The organism is Cobetia sp., assembly GCF_983723665.1.
Genome location: NZ_CFDJES010000072.1, coordinates 1 through 14861, shown reverse-complemented (window position 1 = coordinate 14861; position 14861 = coordinate 1). Strand labels below are relative to the sequence as shown.

The 14861-nt window shown below is 57.7% G+C and carries 29 protein-coding genes; all 29 read right to left on the bottom strand.

What is annotated here, in order from left to right; genetic code table 11:
* Window positions 1-79: 79 nt before the first annotated feature.
* Window positions 80-466: a 50S ribosomal protein L17 gene (gene rplQ, locus AC4FAH_RS09035; protein WP_043334820.1), complete on the bottom strand. Its 387-nt coding sequence runs from the start codon at window positions 464-466 to the stop codon at window positions 80-82.
* A gap of 46 nt (window positions 467-512) precedes the next feature.
* A complete protein-coding gene (locus tag AC4FAH_RS09030) occupies window positions 513-1511 on the bottom strand; it encodes a DNA-directed RNA polymerase subunit alpha (protein ID WP_043334822.1) in 999 nt (332 codons plus the stop codon).
* Window positions 1512-1585: 74 nt separating this feature from the next.
* Window positions 1586-2206: a 30S ribosomal protein S4 gene (gene rpsD, locus AC4FAH_RS09025; RefSeq protein ID WP_043334824.1), complete on the bottom strand. Its 621-nt coding sequence runs from the start codon at window positions 2204-2206 to the stop codon at window positions 1586-1588.
* A gap of 12 nt (window positions 2207-2218) precedes the next feature.
* Window positions 2219-2602, bottom strand: coding sequence for a 30S ribosomal protein S11 (gene rpsK, locus AC4FAH_RS09020; RefSeq protein ID WP_043334827.1), 384 nt, complete (start codon window positions 2600-2602; stop codon window positions 2219-2221).
* A 30-nt stretch (window positions 2603-2632) separates the two neighbouring features.
* Entirely contained in the window at window positions 2633-2989 is a 357-nt protein-coding gene (gene rpsM / locus AC4FAH_RS09015) for a 30S ribosomal protein S13 (protein WP_024950672.1), read from the bottom strand.
* A 131-nt stretch (window positions 2990-3120) separates the two neighbouring features.
* Window positions 3121-3234 (bottom strand): 50S ribosomal protein L36, encoded by a 114-nt coding sequence (gene rpmJ, locus AC4FAH_RS09010; protein WP_077373351.1) that lies wholly within the window; start codon window positions 3232-3234, stop codon window positions 3121-3123.
* Window positions 3235-3268: 34 nt separating this feature from the next.
* A complete protein-coding gene (gene secY / locus AC4FAH_RS09005; protein WP_043334831.1) occupies window positions 3269-4603 on the bottom strand; it encodes a preprotein translocase subunit SecY in 1335 nt (444 codons plus the stop codon).
* Window positions 4604-5038: a 50S ribosomal protein L15 gene (gene rplO / locus AC4FAH_RS09000; protein ID WP_043334834.1), complete on the bottom strand. Its 435-nt coding sequence runs from the start codon at window positions 5036-5038 to the stop codon at window positions 4604-4606. It abuts the gene before it with no gap.
* 3 nt (window positions 5039-5041) lie between these two features.
* Window positions 5042-5224, bottom strand: coding sequence for a 50S ribosomal protein L30 (gene rpmD, locus AC4FAH_RS08995; RefSeq protein ID WP_024950669.1), 183 nt, complete (start codon window positions 5222-5224; stop codon window positions 5042-5044).
* Window positions 5225-5230: 6 nt separating this feature from the next.
* On the bottom strand, window positions 5231-5731 hold the full coding sequence (rpsE, locus tag AC4FAH_RS08990) for a 30S ribosomal protein S5 (protein ID WP_054556902.1): 501 nt from the start codon (window positions 5729-5731) through the stop codon (window positions 5231-5233).
* Between the two features lie 11 nt (window positions 5732-5742).
* Entirely contained in the window at window positions 5743-6093 is a 351-nt protein-coding gene (gene rplR / locus AC4FAH_RS08985; protein ID WP_024950667.1) for a 50S ribosomal protein L18, read from the bottom strand.
* 9 nt (window positions 6094-6102) lie between these two features.
* The gene (gene rplF / locus AC4FAH_RS08980) at window positions 6103-6633 is read right to left on the bottom strand and encodes a 50S ribosomal protein L6 (RefSeq protein ID WP_166020051.1); all 531 of its coding nucleotides are present in this window, start codon (window positions 6631-6633) and stop codon (window positions 6103-6105) included.
* Between the two features lie 9 nt (window positions 6634-6642).
* Window positions 6643-7035 (bottom strand): 30S ribosomal protein S8, encoded by a 393-nt coding sequence (gene rpsH / locus AC4FAH_RS08975; RefSeq protein WP_043334840.1) that lies wholly within the window; start codon window positions 7033-7035, stop codon window positions 6643-6645.
* Between the two features lie 32 nt (window positions 7036-7067).
* On the bottom strand, window positions 7068-7373 hold the full coding sequence (gene rpsN, locus AC4FAH_RS08970; RefSeq protein WP_043334842.1) for a 30S ribosomal protein S14: 306 nt from the start codon (window positions 7371-7373) through the stop codon (window positions 7068-7070).
* Between the two features lie 9 nt (window positions 7374-7382).
* Complete coding sequence (gene rplE / locus AC4FAH_RS08965) at window positions 7383-7922, bottom strand: 50S ribosomal protein L5 (RefSeq protein ID WP_043334844.1); 540 nt, start codon at window positions 7920-7922, stop codon at window positions 7383-7385.
* A gap of 17 nt (window positions 7923-7939) precedes the next feature.
* Window positions 7940-8257 carry a 50S ribosomal protein L24 gene (gene rplX / locus AC4FAH_RS08960; RefSeq protein WP_043334846.1) on the bottom strand — a complete coding sequence of 106 codons (318 nt, stop codon included), beginning with the start codon at window positions 8255-8257 and terminating at the stop codon, window positions 7940-7942.
* A gap of 15 nt (window positions 8258-8272) precedes the next feature.
* Window positions 8273-8644: a 50S ribosomal protein L14 gene (gene rplN, locus AC4FAH_RS08955; protein WP_043334850.1), complete on the bottom strand. Its 372-nt coding sequence runs from the start codon at window positions 8642-8644 to the stop codon at window positions 8273-8275.
* A 50-nt stretch (window positions 8645-8694) separates the two neighbouring features.
* Window positions 8695-8955 carry a 30S ribosomal protein S17 gene (rpsQ, locus tag AC4FAH_RS08950; protein WP_043334852.1) on the bottom strand — a complete coding sequence of 87 codons (261 nt, stop codon included), beginning with the start codon at window positions 8953-8955 and terminating at the stop codon, window positions 8695-8697.
* A 1-nt stretch (window position 8956) separates the two neighbouring features.
* Entirely contained in the window at window positions 8957-9148 is a 192-nt protein-coding gene (gene rpmC, locus AC4FAH_RS08945) for a 50S ribosomal protein L29 (protein ID WP_024950659.1), read from the bottom strand.
* Window positions 9148-9561 (bottom strand): 50S ribosomal protein L16, encoded by a 414-nt coding sequence (gene rplP / locus AC4FAH_RS08940; RefSeq protein ID WP_043334854.1) that lies wholly within the window; start codon window positions 9559-9561, stop codon window positions 9148-9150. Before rplP ends, rpmC begins: the two co-directional genes overlap by 1 nt.
* A gap of 11 nt (window positions 9562-9572) precedes the next feature.
* Window positions 9573-10265, bottom strand: coding sequence for a 30S ribosomal protein S3 (gene rpsC / locus AC4FAH_RS08935; RefSeq protein ID WP_043334856.1), 693 nt, complete (start codon window positions 10263-10265; stop codon window positions 9573-9575).
* A gap of 10 nt (window positions 10266-10275) precedes the next feature.
* Window positions 10276-10608: a 50S ribosomal protein L22 gene (gene rplV / locus AC4FAH_RS08930; protein WP_043334859.1), complete on the bottom strand. Its 333-nt coding sequence runs from the start codon at window positions 10606-10608 to the stop codon at window positions 10276-10278.
* A 19-nt stretch (window positions 10609-10627) separates the two neighbouring features.
* On the bottom strand, window positions 10628-10903 hold the full coding sequence (gene rpsS / locus AC4FAH_RS08925) for a 30S ribosomal protein S19 (RefSeq protein ID WP_024950655.1): 276 nt from the start codon (window positions 10901-10903) through the stop codon (window positions 10628-10630).
* 22 nt (window positions 10904-10925) lie between these two features.
* A complete protein-coding gene (gene rplB, locus AC4FAH_RS08920; protein WP_043334862.1) occupies window positions 10926-11753 on the bottom strand; it encodes a 50S ribosomal protein L2 in 828 nt (275 codons plus the stop codon).
* A gap of 16 nt (window positions 11754-11769) precedes the next feature.
* Window positions 11770-12066: a 50S ribosomal protein L23 gene (rplW, locus tag AC4FAH_RS08915; RefSeq protein WP_043334865.1), complete on the bottom strand. Its 297-nt coding sequence runs from the start codon at window positions 12064-12066 to the stop codon at window positions 11770-11772.
* On the bottom strand, window positions 12063-12668 hold the full coding sequence (gene rplD / locus AC4FAH_RS08910) for a 50S ribosomal protein L4 (RefSeq protein ID WP_054556901.1): 606 nt from the start codon (window positions 12666-12668) through the stop codon (window positions 12063-12065). The genes rplW and rplD overlap by 4 nt, the downstream gene beginning before the upstream one ends.
* 13 nt (window positions 12669-12681) lie before the next feature.
* Window positions 12682-13320: a 50S ribosomal protein L3 gene (gene rplC / locus AC4FAH_RS08905; RefSeq protein WP_024950651.1), complete on the bottom strand. Its 639-nt coding sequence runs from the start codon at window positions 13318-13320 to the stop codon at window positions 12682-12684.
* 146 nt (window positions 13321-13466) lie between these two features.
* Window positions 13467-13778: a 30S ribosomal protein S10 gene (gene rpsJ, locus AC4FAH_RS08900; protein WP_024950650.1), complete on the bottom strand. Its 312-nt coding sequence runs from the start codon at window positions 13776-13778 to the stop codon at window positions 13467-13469.
* A gap of 147 nt (window positions 13779-13925) precedes the next feature.
* Window positions 13926-14861: elongation factor Tu (tuf, locus tag AC4FAH_RS08895; protein WP_490245919.1), on the bottom strand; the 936-nt coding region annotated here is incomplete at its 5' end.

The following is a 14861-nucleotide window of genomic DNA, read 5'->3' as shown; positions in this document are numbered from 1 at the left end:
CACCCGGCCAACTGCCAGGCATAAAAAAAGGCCAACCCGTGAGGGTTGGCCTTTTCTTGTGGACGAAGCAAGCCGAAGCTTACTCTTCGCCCGCTGCCTCGGAGGCAACCGGACGATCGACCAGCTCGACGAATGCCATCGGGGCATTGTCACCGGCGCGATAGCCGCACTTCAGGATGCGCAGGTAACCGCCCGGACGGGAGGTGTAGCGCGGGCCGAGCTCATTGAAGAGCTTGCCGACCGCTTCCTTGGAGCGCGTGCGAGAGAACGCCAAACGGCGGTTCGCAACGGTGTCCTGCTTGGCCAGGGTGATCAGCGGCTCGATATGACGACGCAGTTCCTTGGCTTTCGGCAGGGTAGTCTTGATGACTTCGTGCTCTACCAGAGAGATGCACATGTTCTTGAACATGGCTTCACGGTGAGAGCTGGTACGGTTCAGGTGACGACCACTCTTACGATGACGCATGGTTGTGATTCCTTACCAGTCTGGGGCTTGAGCCGACCGGGCTTCCTTAAGCGGAAGCCTTGTCGTCCTTCAGGCTTGCGGGCGGCCAGTTTTCCAACCGCATGCCGAGGGACAGACCACGCGCGGACAGCACGTCCTTGATTTCATTCAAGGACTTCTTGCCGAGATTCGGGGTCTTCAGCAGCTCAACTTCGGTGCGCTGAATGAGATCACCGATGTAATAGATATTCTCGGCCTTGAGACAGTTCGCACTGCGAACAGTCAGCTCAAGATCGTCTACGGGACGGAGAAGGATCGGATCGATTTGATCTTCCTCTTCTTCGACTTCCTGTTCCTTGTCTGCTTCCAGATCAACGAAGGCGGCCAGCTGCTCCTGCAGGATAGTTGCGGAGCGGCGGATCGCTTCTTCCGGATCCAGTGTGCCGTCGGTTTCCAGGTCGATCACCAGCTTGTCGAGGTTGGTGCGCTGTTCAACACGCGCAGCCTCGACGGCATAGGAGACCCGACGAACCGGGGTAAAGGTCGCATCCAGCTGGAGGCGGCCAATGGCACGTGATTCGTCATCAGCAGAGATGCGAGCATCTGCCGCTTCGTAGCCGCGGCCACGAGCGATCTTGAGCTGCATCTTCAGCTCGCCACCATCATTGAGGTGAGCGATGACGTGATCCGGATTCACGATTTCGAGATCGTGGTCGCCAGCGATGTCGCCAGCAGTCACGATACCCGGGCCCTTCTTGTTCAGCGCCAGCACAGCTTCGTCGCGACCATGCATCTTGATGGCCACGTCCTTGAGGTTCAGCAGGATTTCGATTACATCCTCCTGCACCCCTTCAATGGCGCTGTACTCGTGCAGAACGCCTTCGATCTCAGCTTCCACGACGGCACAGCCGGGCATGGAAGAAAGCAGGATGCGACGCAGAGCATTCCCCAGGGTGTGGCCGAAACCACGCTCGAAGGGTTCGAGGACGATTCGCGCGTGATGGGCGCTGACTTCCTCGACCTTGATATCGCGAGGACGGAGAAACTCTGTCACTGAGCGCTGCATAAGAACACCTTTAAGGCTGCCAAACGGATAATCTGGGTACTCCAGCCGGGCCGACGAATCGGCCCGGCGTTACATTACTTGGAGTACAGCTCGACGATCAGGTTTTCGTTGATATCGGCAGACAGGTCGCCACGCTCGGGGACAGCCTTGAAAGTGCCTTCCATCTTCTTGGAGTCGACGTCGACCCAGGAGACATCACCGCGGTTGGCAGCGAGTGCCAGAGACTGCTGGATGCGAGCCTGGTTCTTGGCCTTCTCACGAACGGTGACCACATCGCCAGCCTTCACTTTGAAGGAAGCAACGTTGACGGTACGGCCGTTCACGGCGATCGCCTTGTGGCTGACCAGCTGACGTGCCTCGGAACGCGTGGAGCCGAAGCCCATGCGGTAGACGACGTTGTCGAGACGAGTCTCGAGGAGCTGGAGCAGAACCTCACCGGTCGCACCCTTGAGGCGAGCGGCTTCTTTGTAGTAGTTGCGGAATTGCTTTTCCAGCACGCCGTACATGCGACGTACCTTCTGCTTTTCACGCAGCTGCAGGCCGTAGTCTGAAAGACGCTGACGGCGCTGGCCATGAACACCCGGGGGTTGTTCGGATTTGCACTTCTTCTCGAACGGAGTCACGCCACTCTTCAGGAAGAGGTCGGTGCCTTCACGACGAGACAGTTTGCACTTCGGTCCAATATAACGAGCCATGAGTCTGTCTCCTTAAACGCGGCGTTTCTTCGGCGGACGGCACCCATTATGCGGGATGGGGGTCACGTCGGTGATGCTTTGCACGCGGAAGCCTGCGGCATTGAGAGCACGCACGGCGGACTCACGACCCGGACCCGGGCCCTTGACCAGCACGTCGACGTTCTTCACACCATATTCGGCTGCAGCGGTCGCTGCACGTTCACTTGCGACTTGCGCAGCGAACGGGGTGCTCTTGCGAGAACCACGAAAACCCGAACCACCGGCAGTTGCCCAGGAAAGAGCATTGCCCTGGCGGTCTGTGATCGTCACGATAGTGTTGTTAAAAGAGGCGTGGATATGCGCGATGGCATCCACTACCTGCTTTTTAACCTTCTTGCGCTTACTCGGGTTAGCCATTAGATGTTTCCTGTCTAAACGCCAGTTCGTTTACTTGCGAATCGGTTTACGCGGACCTTTGCGTGTACGTGCGTTGGTCTTGGTGCGCTGACCGCGCAACGGAAGACCACGACGATGGCGCAGGCCACGATAGCAACCGAGGTCCATGAGACGCTTGATGTTCAGCGTGATCTCACGACGCAGGTCGCCTTCGACGGTGTACTTACCCACCTCGGCACGAACCAGGTCCAGTTGTTCAACAGACAGATCAGCGATCTTGACGCTCGGTTCTAAACCGAGAGCGGCGCAGATCTGCTGTGCACGCGTACGGCCAATCCCGAAGATATAAGTCAGCGAGATCGCCGCGTGCTTGTTGTCCGGGATATTGACGCCAGCAATACGGGCCATCAGTTTTCTCCGAAAGGTTAGCGGCGGATTTTACATCCACAAAGGGCGCAATAGCATACCCCTTGATCCCATTGGGAACAAGGGGGTATGCCAGCACCCGAGCTTGTATTCAGCTAAGCGGGTCGAGGGAATTAACCCTGACGCTGCTTGTGGCGGGGCTCAGTGCAGATGACCCGCACTGCGCCACGACGCCGAATGATCTTGCAGTTACGGCAAATTTTCTTGACGGAAGCTCGAACTTTCATCGTTCTCTCCAGTTTGCTAACAGGGGCTGCGCAATCAGCGCATCATGCCACCGCTGCCATAGCCTTTGAGGTTGGCCTTCTTCATCACCGACGCATACTGATTTGACATCAGATGCGACTGCACCTGGGCCATGAAGTCCATGACCACCACGACCACGATGAGCAGAGAGGTGCCGCCGAAATAGAACGGAACCTGCCATGCAACAACGAGGAATTGAGGCATCAGGGAGACTAGGGTGATGTAGAGGGCGCCGAACAGCGTCAGGCGAGTCATCACCTTATCGATGTAACGGGCGGTCTGTTCGCCTGGGCGAATACCCGGCAGAAACGCTCCTGACTTCTTGAGGTTGTCAGCAACATCCTTCGGATTGAAGACCAGCGCCGTGTAGAAGAAGCAGAAGAATACTACAGCGGCAGCGAAAAGCAAGATATACAGTGGCTGACCCGGCCCGAGAGCCTGAGATGCCGTCTGCAACCATTGCATGCTTTCACTCTGGCCAAACCATTGACCCATCGACGCAGGGAACAGCAGGATGCTTGACGCGAAGATCGGCGGGATGACCCCGGCCATGTTGACCTTCATCGGCAAGTAGCTGCTCTGACCTGCATACATCTTGTTGCCAACCTGACGGCGCGGATAGTTCACCGTGATGCGGCGTTGGCCGCGTTCGATGAACACCACGAAGGCAACGGTAATGACTGCGAGCAGCGTCAGCGCCAGCAGCGGAAGCACATTCCAGGCACCATCATTGCGCGCCAGTTCGAAAGACTGGCCGATGGCACTCGGCAGCCCGGCGACAATACCAGCAAAGATGATCAGTGAGATCCCGTTGCCGATACCCTTCTCGGTGATCTGCTCTCCCAGCCACATCAGGAACACCGCACCAGCCACGAACGTACTCACGGCGGTGAAGTAGAAGCTGAAGTCAGCGGAATAGGCGACACCGTTTCCGACCAGTCCGACTGCCATGCCGATCGATTGGACCAGGGCCAGTACTACCGTGCCGTAGCGCGTGTACTGGCTGATCTTGCGACGGCCGGCCTCGCCTTCCTTTTTCAACTGCTCAAGCTGAGGCGAGACCACCGTCAGGAGCTGCATGATGATCGACGCGGATATGTAGGGCATGATGCCCAGCGCGAAGATACTCATTCGCTCCAGTGCACCACCGGAGAACATGTTGAACATGCTCAGGATGGTGCCCTGGTTTTCCCTGAACAAGGCAGCAAGCTGGTCAGGATTGATACCGGGAACGGGGATGTGTGCACCGATTCGGTACACCACGATGGCGATGAACACGAAGCGCAAACGCGCCCAGAGTTCGCTCAACCCACTTCCCTGCATCGCCGGTACGTTTCCTGACTTAGCCATTTAGTCCTCTACCTTGCCACCGGCAGCTTCGATCGCAGCACGGGCACCCTTGGTGACCTTAATGCCGCGAACCGTGACTGCCTTGTCCAGTTCGCCGGAGAGCATGACCTTCGCGAACTTCGTGGAATCACGAAGCACGTTGGCCTTCTTCAGCGTTTCGAGGTCGACGATCTCGCCGTCTACCAGTGCCAGTTCGCTCAGGCGCACTTCTTCGGAAATCAGAGACTTCGCGGAAGTGAAACCAAACTTCGGCAGGCGACGCTGCATAGGCATCTGACCGCCTTCGAAGCCCGGCTTGACGCTGCCACCGGAACGGGACTTCTGGCCCTTGTGGCCACGACCGCCGGTCTTACCAAGACCGGAGCCGATACCACGACCGACACGCTTTGCAGCGTGCTTGGAGCCCGGGGCCGGACTCAGGGTATTCAATTTCATGGATTACTCTCCCTCAACACGGACAAGGTAGTGAACCTTGTTGATCATGCCGCGTACCGCGGGGGTGTCTTCCAGCTCGACAGTGTGACCGATGCGGCGCAGGCCAAGACCTTTCATAGTGGCCTTGTGCTTTTCGAGGACGCCGATGGTGCTGCGGATCTGGGTTACCGTGATCTTAGCTGCCATGGTGCCTTACCCCGCAATCTTGTCGACAGACAGGCCACGCTTGGCGGCGATGTCTTCCGGAGATTTCATGGCAGCGAGACCGTTGATGGTCGCGCGCACCACGTTGACCGGATTGGTGGAACCGTAGCACTTGGCCAGGACGTCATGGACGCCTGCCAGTTCGAGCACGGAACGCATCGCACCGCCGGCAATGATGCCGGTACCTTCGGACGCTGGCTGCATGTAGATCTTGGATGCGCCGTGACGAGCCTTCACCGGGTACTGCAGGGTGTGGCCCTTCAGGTCAACCTTGATCATGTTGCGACGAGCTTGGTCCATTGCCTTCTGGATCGCGACCGGCACTTCACGCGCCTTGCCACGGCCGAAGCCAACACGACCATTGCCGTCACCAACGACAGTCAGAGCGGTGAAACCGAAGATACGGCCGCCCTTGACTACCTTGGCGACGCGGTTGATCTGCACGAGCTTCTCTTGCAGGTCACCGCCCTTCTGTTCGATATTCGCCATCGTAAAACCCTTTAGAATTCCAGGCCGCCTTCACGTGCGGCATCGGCCAGGGCCTTCACGCGACCGTGGTACTTGTACCCGGAGCGATCGAAAGCCACTTGCTTGATACCCGCTTCCTTCGCGCGCTCGGCAATCAGAGCACCCACCTTGGCGGCGGAGTCCGAGTTACCGGTAGAACCTTCGCGCAGGCTCTTGTCGAGCGTGGATGCGGTGGCCAGGACCTGGCCGCCATCCGGCGAGATGATCTGCGCGTAGATGTGACGCGGGGTGCGGTTCACGCACAGGCGAAACACGCCCAGCTCGCGGATTTTCGCACGAGCGCGGCGGGCACGACGGAGACGAGATTCTTTCTTCGCGTTCATAACCCTGCCTTACTTCTTCTTGGCTTCTTTACGACGGACGACTTCGTCGCTGTACCGAATACCTTTGCCCTTGTAGGGCTCCGGCGGACGGAATGCGCGAATCTCTGCGGCGACCTGACCCAAAGCCTGCTTGTCAGCAGACGTGAGGACGATCTGAGTGTTCTTCGGCGTTTCAGCCGTAACACTTGCCGGCAGTTCATAGTCGACCGGGTGTGAGAAGCCCAGTGTCAGGTTGATTGTCTGGCCTTTGGCCTGGGCACGATAACCCACACCATTGATTTCCAGAGACTTGGTGAAGCCTTCGGAAACACCAGACACCATGTTGTTGACCAGAGCACGAGTGGTACCAACCATTGCCCAGTTCTTGGCGGTCTCGGACGGAGCGAAGGTCATTTGACCTTCTTCCATAGAGATGACCACGTCCTGGTGGACGGTCAGTTCCAGCTGGCCTTTGCTGCCCTTCACGGTCAGCTTGTCGCCGTCGAGCTTTGCCTCGACGCCGTTCGGCAATTTAACCGGATACTTGGCTACGCGGGACATTCCAAACTCCTAGAATACGGTGCAGAGGACTTCGCCGCCGACACCAGCTTGACGGGCCGCACGATCGGTCATCACGCCCCGGGAGGTGGAAACGATCGCAATACCCAGGCCATCTGCGACTTTCGGAAGCTCACCCTTGCCTTTGTACTGGCGCAGGGACGGCTTGGAAATACGCTTGATGCTCTCGATAACCGACTTGCCTTCGAAGTACTTGAGGGTCACGGTCAGTTCCGGCTTGGCGCCTTCTGCGACGGCAAACTCGGAAATATAACCCTCTTCCTTCAATACGCGGGCCACTTCAACCTTGAGCTTGGAAGACGGCATGGTAACCGTCTCCTTGGTGGCCATCTGCGCATTGCGGATACGAGTGAACATATCCGCCAGAGTGTCTTGCATGCTCATTTACGTTGCGCTCCTGAATTCTTGCAGTGGTGTTACCAGCTGGACTTGGTCAGACCAGGCACGTCACCACGCATAGCGGCTTCACGCAGCTTGTTGCGGCTCAGGCCGAACTTGTTGTAGTAGCCGTGCGGACGGCCAGTGATACGGCAGCGGTTACGCTGACGGACCGGGCTGGCATCACGCGGCAGCTGCTGCAGCTTCAGCTGTGCGTCGAAGCGCTCTTCTTCAGAAGCGTTGACGTCGTTGATGATGGTCTTCAGTGCGTCGCGTTTGGCGGCGTACTTAGCGACCAGCTTGGTGCGCTTGAGCTCGCGCTCAACCATGCTTTTCTTTGCCATGATCCACCCTTATTTCTTGAACGGGAAGTTCAGCGCGCCCAGCAACGCACGACCTTCATCATCGGTGTTGGCGCTAGTGGTGATGGTGATGTCCAGGCCACGAATCCGGTCGATCTTATCATACTCGATCTCCGGGAAGATGATCTGCTCACGCACACCCATGGAGTAGTTTCCACGGCCATCGAAGGACTTCGGGTTCAGACCACGGAAGTCACGAACGCGCGGGATAGCCACGTTCACGAGACGGTCCAGGAAGTCCCACATACGATCGCTGCGCAGGGTCACCTTAACACCGATCGGCCATCCTTCGCGGACTTTGAAGCCAGCGATGGACTTGCGTGCCTTGGTGACGATGGGCTTCTGACCAGAAAGCATCTGGAGATCGGCAAACGCGTTGTCGATCAGCTTCTTGTCAGCGGTGGCTTCACCGATACCCATGTTCAGGGTCACCTTGGTGATGCGGGGAACCTGCATCACATTGGCGTAGCCGAACTGCTCTTTAAGCTGGGCGGCCACTTCGTTCTGATAACGTTCTTTCAAGTTCGCCATGTTGTACCCGACTCGCGTTAGGCGTCGATCAGCTTCTGAGTCGACTTAAAGATGCGTACCTTAGTACCGTCTTCCTGTACCTGGATTCCGACACGATCCGCCTTGCCGGTCTCCTGGTTGAAGATGGCCACGTTGGACGCGTGAATCGGAGCCTCGCGCTCGACGATACCCCCCTGGGTGCCCAGCATCGGGTTGGGCTTGGTGTGACGCTTGATCATATTCACACCGGACACGAGCAGACGCTCACCTTTCAGCACCTTGCTGATGGTACCGCGCTTGCCCTTGTCCTTCCCGGCGATGACGATGACTTCATCGTCACGTTTGATCTTTTGCATATCCGCTTCCGCTCCTTACAGCACTTCGGGCGCCAGGGAAATGATCTTCATGAACTTCTCACTGCGAAGTTCACGGGTAACCGGGCCGAAGATACGGGTACCGATCGGCTGTTCGTTGGTGTTGTTCAACAGAACGGCCGCATTACCGTCGAAGCGGATCACGGAACCGTCATTACGACGGACACCGGCTTTGGTACGAACGACCACTGCCTTCATGACCTGGCCTTTCTTGACCTTGCCACGCGGGATAGCTTCTTTGACGGTGACCTTGATGATGTCTCCAACACGAGCGTAACGGCGGTGTGAACCACCCAGCACCTTGATGCATTGCACCCGGCGCGCGCCACTGTTGTCGGCGACATCCAGCATTGTCTGAGTCTGAATCATCGGTTTTCTCCAAACCTAATCTGACTGCCTGGTGGGAACTGGCCTAGGGATTAACCCTTGGCCTGTTCAACCACCTCGACCAGGGTCCAGGCTTTCTTCTTGGACAGCGGACGAGTCTCGGCGATAGAGACGGTGTCACCGATCCGAGCCTGATTCGCCTCATCATGGGCGTGCAGCTTGGTGGAGCGTCTCAGGTACTTGCCATAGATCGGGTGACGCTCACGGCGCTCGACCATGACAACGATGGATTTTTCCATCTTGTCACTCACCACCTTGCCGGTGAGTGTGCGTGCTTTAGTTTCTTCGGCCATTTTACTCACCTGACTTCTGGTTGAGCACAGTCTTAACCTGAGCAATTTGGCGACGAGTCTGCTTGAGCAGGTGAACCTGGCTCAGCTGGCCTGTTGCCTTCTGCATGCGCAGATTGAATTGCTCACGCAGCAGTTCGAACAACTGCTCCTGGAGCGCCTCGACTGACTTTTCACGGAGTTCTTGGGCTTTCATCACATCACCGTCCGCTTAACAAAGGTGGTGGAGATCGGCATCTTCATAGCGGCCAGGCTAAATGCTTCACGGGCCAGCTCTTCGGACACACCTTCGATCTCGTAGAGGACCTTGCCGGGCTGGATCTGAGCGACCCAGTACTCGACAGAACCCTTACCTTTACCCATACGAACTTCCAACGGCTTGTTGGAGATCGGCTTGTCTGGGAAGACACGGATCCAGATCTTACCGCCACGCTTGACGTGACGAGTGATGGCACGACGGCCAGCTTCGATCTGACGAGCGGTGATACGACCACGGCCGGTGGCTTTCAGGCCAAACTCACCAAAGCTTACCTTGCTTCCGCGATGCGCCAGGCCACGGTTGCGACCTTTCTGCATCTTGCGGAATTTCATACGCTTGGGCTGTAACATCGATTACCCCCTTACTTGCCTTTCTTCTTGGGTGCGGACGCGGGCTGCTTCGCCTTGGCTCGCACCTCTTCGATGCCACCGAGGATCTCGCCTTTGAAGATCCAGACCTTGACACCAATGATGCCGTAGGTGGTGTGAGCTTCGAAGGTGGAGTAATCAATGTCAGCACGCAGGGTGTGAAGCGGAACGCGGCCTTCGCGGTACCATTCGGTACGGGCGATTTCGGCACCGCCGAGACGACCAGAGAGCTGAATCTTGATGCCCTTGGCGCCCAGACGCATTGCGTTCTGCACAGCACGCTTCATCGCACGACGGAACATGACACGACGCTCGAGCTGACCTGCCACATTGGCAGCAACCAGCTTGGCATCGAGTTCCGGCTTGCGAATCTCCTCGATGTTGATGTGGACGGGAACGCCCATCATCTCGGAAACTTCACGACGAAGGCGGTCGACATCTTCACCTTTCTTACCGATCACGATACCCGGACGGGCGGTGTGAATGGTAATACGGGCGTTGTTTGCCGGACGCTCGATGCTGATGCGGCTCACGGAAGCGCTTTTCAGACGCTCTTCCAGGAATCCACGCACCTGCAGATCGTTGTTCAGTTTGTCGGCATAGGTAGCGCCTTCGGCGTACCAGACAGAGGTATGATCCTTGACAATACCCAGTCGGAAACCTGTCGGATTAACTTTCTGACCCATTGGTCGTCTCCTACTTCTCGGCTACCTTGACGGTGATATGACAAGTGCGCTTCAAGATACGATCCGCACGGCCTTTGGCACGTGGCTGGATGCGCTTGAGCGTCATGCCCTCGTCGACACAGATAGTCGAGACGCGAAGCTCGTCAATGTCCATGCCGTTGTTTTCTTCCGCATTCGCGATCGCGGACTGCAGAACCTTGCGAACAATCTTCGCGGCCTTCTTCGGTGAGAAAGCGAGCAGATTCAGCGCCTCGGCGACCGGCTTACCGCGCACCTGGTCAGCCACCAAACGGGCCTTCTGGGCGGATAAACGAGCGCCGCGCAGCTTAGCAGCTACTTCCATCTCTTAAATCCTCTCTGGCTTACCGTTTGGCTTTTTTATCTGCAGCGTGCCCGCGGTATGTGCGGGTGGCAGCAAACTCGCCGAGCTTGTGACCGACCATTTCCTCAGAAACGAGAACCGGGACATGCTGGCGACCGTTATGGACGGCAATGGTGAGCCCGACCATGTTCGGCAGGATCATGGAACGACGCGACCAGGTCTTGATCGGTTTGCGGTCGTTCTTTTCCACTGCTGTCTCAACCTTCTTCAGCAGATGAAGGTCAATAAAAGGACCTTTCTTCAGTGAACGTGGCACAGCCGTTACCCCTCAATATCTGTTACTTGGCCTTGCGGCGACGGACGATAAGCTTATCGGTGCGCTTGTTCTTGCGAGTCTTGTGACCCTTGGTCGGGACGCCCCACGGGCTGACCGGGTGACGGCCACCAGAGGTACGACCTTCACCACCACCATGCGGGTGATCGACCGGGTTCATCGCGACACCGCGAACAGTCGGGCGCACGCCTCTCCAACGCTTAGCACCGGCCTTGCCCAGTTGACGGAGGCTGTGCTCGGAGTTGCCCACTTCGCCGAGAGTTGCACGGCATTCGGACAGCACCTTACGCATCTCGCCAGAGCGCAGACGCAGCGTGGTGTAGTTACCGTCACGTGCCACGACCTGGGCACTGGTACCTGCACTACGAGCGATCTGGGCGCCCTTGCCTGGCTTCAGCTCTACACAGTGAACGGTGGAACCCACCGGGACATTGCGCAGCGGCAGAGCGTTGCCTTTCTTGATCGGTGCGTTAACACCAGACTCGAGACGATCGCCAGCAGAGACACCTTTCGGTGCAATGATGTAGCGACGTTCGCCGTCAAGGTACTTCACCAGCGCGATGTTCGCGCTACGGTTCGGATCGTACTCCAGACGCTCAACGATGGCCGGAATGCCATCCTTGTTGCGCTTGAAATCGACCAGACGGTAATGGTGACGATGACCACCGCCGATGTGGCGAGTAGTGATGCGACCATTATTGTTACGACCACCGGACTTTGACTGCTTTTCAAGCAGCGGAGCGTACGCGCGACCTTTGAAAAGTTCGTCATTGACGACCTTTACCAGGTGGCGGCGACCGGCGGAGGTAGGTTTTGTCTTAACAATTGCCATGTTCCGTACTCCTGCCTTACTCGGCGCCAGAGAAGTCTTCGATGGTCTCGCCGGCGGCCAGAGTTACATAGGCCTTGCGATAACCAGCGCGACGACCAACACCGCGAGCGGTGCGCTTGGTCTTGCCTTTCATGTTCAGAACCTGAACACGATCGACTTTCTTACCAAACAGCGCTTCGACGGCTTTCTTGATTTCGGGCTTTGTCGCGTCGCTGGCAACCTTGAACACGTACTGGTTGTTCTCGGCAGCGACCGCGGCCTTCTCGGTCATGTGAGGACCAAGCAGGACCTTGAATACGCGTTCCTGATTCATCCCAGGTTCTCCTCGAACTTGCGCAGGGCAGCGACAGTCATCAGCACCTTGTCGTAACCGACGAGGCTGACCGGGTCAGCGCCAGCGACATTGACGACGTCAACATACGGGATGTTGCGCGCGGCCAGGTACAGGTTGACGTCCTGCTCTTCAGTGACGATCAGCGCTTTCTCAAGGCCCAGTTCCTGGAGCTTGGCGATCAGCAGCTTGGTCTTCGGAGCTTCGACGCTGATAGCGTCGACCGCGACCAGGCGATCCTGACGGACCAGCTCGGACAGGATGGAACGCATGGCAGCGCGATACATCTTGCGGTTGACCTTGTGCGAGTGGTCCTGAGGACGCGCCGCAAAGGTCACACCGCCAGAACGCCACAGCGGGGAACGGATGGTACCGGCACGTGCACGACCAGTACCTTTCTGACGCCACGGCTTCTTGCCACCGCCGGACACGTCAGAACGGGTCTTCTGAGCCACGGTACCTTGACGTGCACCAGCCAGATAGGCGGTGACGACCTGGTGAACCAGAGCCTCGTTGAAGTCCTTACCAAAGGTGGCATCGGAGACGTCTACTGCGCCGCCTGCACCTGCAAGATTAAGATTCATCGGTTAATTCCCCTCAGCGAGCTTTCACAGCGGAACGCACGATCACTTCGCCGCCCGGAGCACCTGGAACGGCACCCTTGACCAGCAGAAGATTGCGTTCAGCGTCGACGCGGACCACTTCCAGGCTCTGGACGGTGGAACGGACGTTGCCCATCTGGCCAGCCATCTTCTTACCTTTGAAGACGCGGCCCGGGGTCTGACAGTTACCGATGGAACCCGGCGCGCGGTGCGACAGTGAGTTACCGTGGGTAGCGTCTTGGGTGCGGAAGTTCCAGCGCTTAACTGCGCCCTGGAAACCTTTACCCTTGGAGGTGCCGGTCACGTCAATCTTTTGACCAGCTTCAAAGAGGGATACGGTGAGTTCGCCGCCCACTGCAGGAGCTTCGTCGCCTTCGTTCAGGCGGAATTCCATCAGGGTACGGCCAGCCTCAACACCCGCCTTGGCATACTGACCAGCAGTTGCCTTGGTGAGGTGCTTGGCTTTACGAGAGCCAGTTGTCACCTGAATAGCATTGTAGCCGTCAGTCTCGAGAGACTTGATGGTCACGATGCGGTTCGGCTCAACTTCAATCACGGTAACCGGCACAGAGGCGCCAGCTTCGGTGAAGACACGGGTCATCCCGGCCTTCTTACCGACTAAACCGATAGACATGTTCAGTCTCCTTTAGTGTACGGGGCTGTCACCCGCTATGGCTGCCCTTTCCAGAGCATTCCACTAGCACATTGTATGACGCCATCCCGGCGTGGCGGCTGCTGCTCTATCAGTGAGAGCGCTGGGCCGCAGTGACTAGTGAGGTATCAGTCAACCTTGATCTGGACGTCCACACCGGCAGCCAGGTCAAGCTTCATCAGCGCGTCGACAGTCTTCTCTGTCGGCTCGACGATGTCGAGAACGCGCTTGTGGGTACGAATCTCATACTGGTCACGCGCGTCCTTGTTGACGTGCGGAGAGACCAGGATGGTGTAACGCTCGCGACGGGTCGGCAGCGGGATCGGGCCACGAACCTGAGCACCGGTACGCTTTGCAGTTTCAACGATCTCTGCAGAGGACTGGTCGATCAGACGGTGGTCGAATGCTTTCAACCGGATGCGAATCTTCTGGTTTTGCATTGCCCAAAACTCCAATGGATGTCGACGGCGTAGGCCGTCACCCACGCATTCAAAGGATGCGCATTATAGGCAGACTGACATCAGGTGTCAAACATGCGAGAAAAGGGGGCCCATCAGGGCCCCCTTCTGTGTCAGGTAAGGAGAACCTTACTCGACGATTTTGGCCACGACGCCAGCGCCGACGGTACGACCGCCTTCACGGATAGCGAAACGCAGACCATCTTCCATGGCGATCGGAGCGATCAGAGACACGACCATCTGGACGTTGTCGCCCGGCATGACCATCTCGACGCCTTCCGGCAGCTCACAGGTACCAGTGATGTCAGTGGTACGGAAGTAGAACTGCGGACGATAGCCTTTGAAGAACGGAGTGTGACGACCGCCTTCTTCCTTGGACAGGACGTAGACTTCGGCTTCGAACTTGGTGTGCGGCTTGATGGAGCCCGGCTTGGCCAGAACCTGGCCACGCTCGACGTCATCACGCTTGGTGCCGCGCAGCAGGGCGCCGACGTTTTCGCCAGCACGACCTTCGTCCAGCAGCTTGCGGAACATCTCGACACCGGTAACGGTAGTCTTGGTGGTGTCACGCACGCCGATGATCTCGATCTCTTCGCCAGTCTTGACCAGACCACGCTCGATACGGCCAGTGACGACGGTACCGCGGCCAGAGATGGAGAAGACGTCTTCGATCGGCATCAGGAACGGCTGGTCGATAGCACGCTCCGGCTCCGGGATGTACGCATCCAGGGCCTTGATCAGGTTGGCAACGGCGGTAGTACCCATGCCGTTGTCGTCCTTGCCTTCCAGAGCCATCAGGGCAGAGCCGATGATGATCGGAGTGTCGTCGCCCGGGAAGTCGTACTCGCTCAGGAGTTCACGAACTTCCATCTCGACCAGCTCGAGCAGTTCTTCGTCATCGACCATGTCAGCCTTGTTCAGGAAGACAACGATGAACGGAACGCCGACCTGACGGGACAGCAGGATGTGCTCGCGAGTCTGCGGCATGGGGCCGTCAGCAGCGGAACAGACCAGGATAGCGCCGTCCATCTGGGCAGCACCGGTGATCATGTTCTTGACGTAGTC

What these genes read in the sequence shown, in the direction of transcription:
- rplQ (WP_043334820.1), bottom strand. Translation starts at nt 466, where the DNA reads ATGCGTCATCGTAAGAGTGGTCGTCACCTGAACCGTACCAGCTCTCAC.
- AC4FAH_RS09030 (WP_043334822.1), bottom strand. Translation starts at nt 1,511, where the DNA reads ATGCAGCGCTCAGTGACAGAGTTTCTCCGTCCTCGCGATATCAAGGTC.
- rpsD (WP_043334824.1), bottom strand. Translation starts at nt 2,206, where the DNA reads ATGGCTCGTTATATTGGACCGAAGTGCAAACTGTCTCGTCGTGAAGGC.
- rpsK (WP_043334827.1), bottom strand. Translation starts at nt 2,602, where the DNA reads ATGGCTAACCCGAGTAAGCGCAAGAAGGTTAAAAAGCAGGTAGTGGAT.
- rpsM (WP_024950672.1), bottom strand. Translation starts at nt 2,989, where the DNA reads ATGGCCCGTATTGCTGGCGTCAATATCCCGGACAACAAGCACGCGGCG.
- rpmJ (WP_077373351.1), bottom strand. Translation starts at nt 3,234, where the DNA reads ATGAAAGTTCGAGCTTCCGTCAAGAAAATTTGCCGTAACTGCAAGATC.
- secY (WP_043334831.1), bottom strand. Translation starts at nt 4,603, where the DNA reads ATGGCTAAGTCAGGAAACGTACCGGCGATGCAGGGAAGTGGGTTGAGC.
- rplO (WP_043334834.1), bottom strand. Translation starts at nt 5,038, where the DNA reads ATGAAATTGAATACCCTGAGTCCGGCCCCGGGCTCCAAGCACGCTGCA.
- rpmD (WP_024950669.1), bottom strand. Translation starts at nt 5,224, where the DNA reads ATGGCAGCTAAGATCACGGTAACCCAGATCCGCAGCACCATCGGCGTC.
- rpsE (WP_054556902.1), bottom strand. Translation starts at nt 5,731, where the DNA reads ATGGCGAATATCGAACAGAAGGGCGGTGACCTGCAAGAGAAGCTCGTG.
- rplR (WP_024950667.1), bottom strand. Translation starts at nt 6,093, where the DNA reads ATGAACGCGAAGAAAGAATCTCGTCTCCGTCGTGCCCGCCGCGCTCGT.
- rplF (WP_166020051.1), bottom strand. Translation starts at nt 6,633, where the DNA reads ATGTCCCGCGTAGCCAAGTATCCGGTTAAATTGCCGAACGGCGTCGAG.
- rpsH (WP_043334840.1), bottom strand. Translation starts at nt 7,035, where the DNA reads ATGAGCATGCAAGACACTCTGGCGGATATGTTCACTCGTATCCGCAAT.
- rpsN (WP_043334842.1), bottom strand. Translation starts at nt 7,373, where the DNA reads ATGGCAAAGAAAAGCATGGTTGAGCGCGAGCTCAAGCGCACCAAGCTG.
- rplE (WP_043334844.1), bottom strand. Translation starts at nt 7,922, where the DNA reads ATGGCGAACTTGAAAGAACGTTATCAGAACGAAGTGGCCGCCCAGCTT.
- rplX (WP_043334846.1), bottom strand. Translation starts at nt 8,257, where the DNA reads ATGCAAAAGATCAAACGTGACGATGAAGTCATCGTCATCGCCGGGAAG.
- rplN (WP_043334850.1), bottom strand. Translation starts at nt 8,644, where the DNA reads ATGATTCAGACTCAGACAATGCTGGATGTCGCCGACAACAGTGGCGCG.
- rpsQ (WP_043334852.1), bottom strand. Translation starts at nt 8,955, where the DNA reads ATGGCCGAAGAAACTAAAGCACGCACACTCACCGGCAAGGTGGTGAGT.
- rpmC (WP_024950659.1), bottom strand. Translation starts at nt 9,148, where the DNA reads ATGAAAGCCCAAGAACTCCGTGAAAAGTCAGTCGAGGCGCTCCAGGAG.
- rplP (WP_043334854.1), bottom strand. Translation starts at nt 9,561, where the DNA reads ATGTTACAGCCCAAGCGTATGAAATTCCGCAAGATGCAGAAAGGTCGC.
- rpsC (WP_043334856.1), bottom strand. Translation starts at nt 10,265, where the DNA reads ATGGGTCAGAAAGTTAATCCGACAGGTTTCCGACTGGGTATTGTCAAG.
- rplV (WP_043334859.1), bottom strand. Translation starts at nt 10,608, where the DNA reads ATGGAAGTAGCTGCTAAGCTGCGCGGCGCTCGTTTATCCGCCCAGAAG.
- rplB (WP_043334862.1), bottom strand. Translation starts at nt 11,753, where the DNA reads ATGGCAATTGTTAAGACAAAACCTACCTCCGCCGGTCGCCGCCACCTG.
- rplW (WP_043334865.1), bottom strand. Translation starts at nt 12,066, where the DNA reads ATGAATCAGGAACGCGTATTCAAGGTCCTGCTTGGTCCTCACATGACC.
- rplD (WP_054556901.1), bottom strand. Translation starts at nt 12,668, where the DNA reads ATGAATCTTAATCTTGCAGGTGCAGGCGGCGCAGTAGACGTCTCCGAT.
- rplC (WP_024950651.1), bottom strand. Translation starts at nt 13,320, where the DNA reads ATGTCTATCGGTTTAGTCGGTAAGAAGGCCGGGATGACCCGTGTCTTC.
- rpsJ (WP_024950650.1), bottom strand. Translation starts at nt 13,778, where the DNA reads ATGCAAAACCAGAAGATTCGCATCCGGTTGAAAGCATTCGACCACCGT.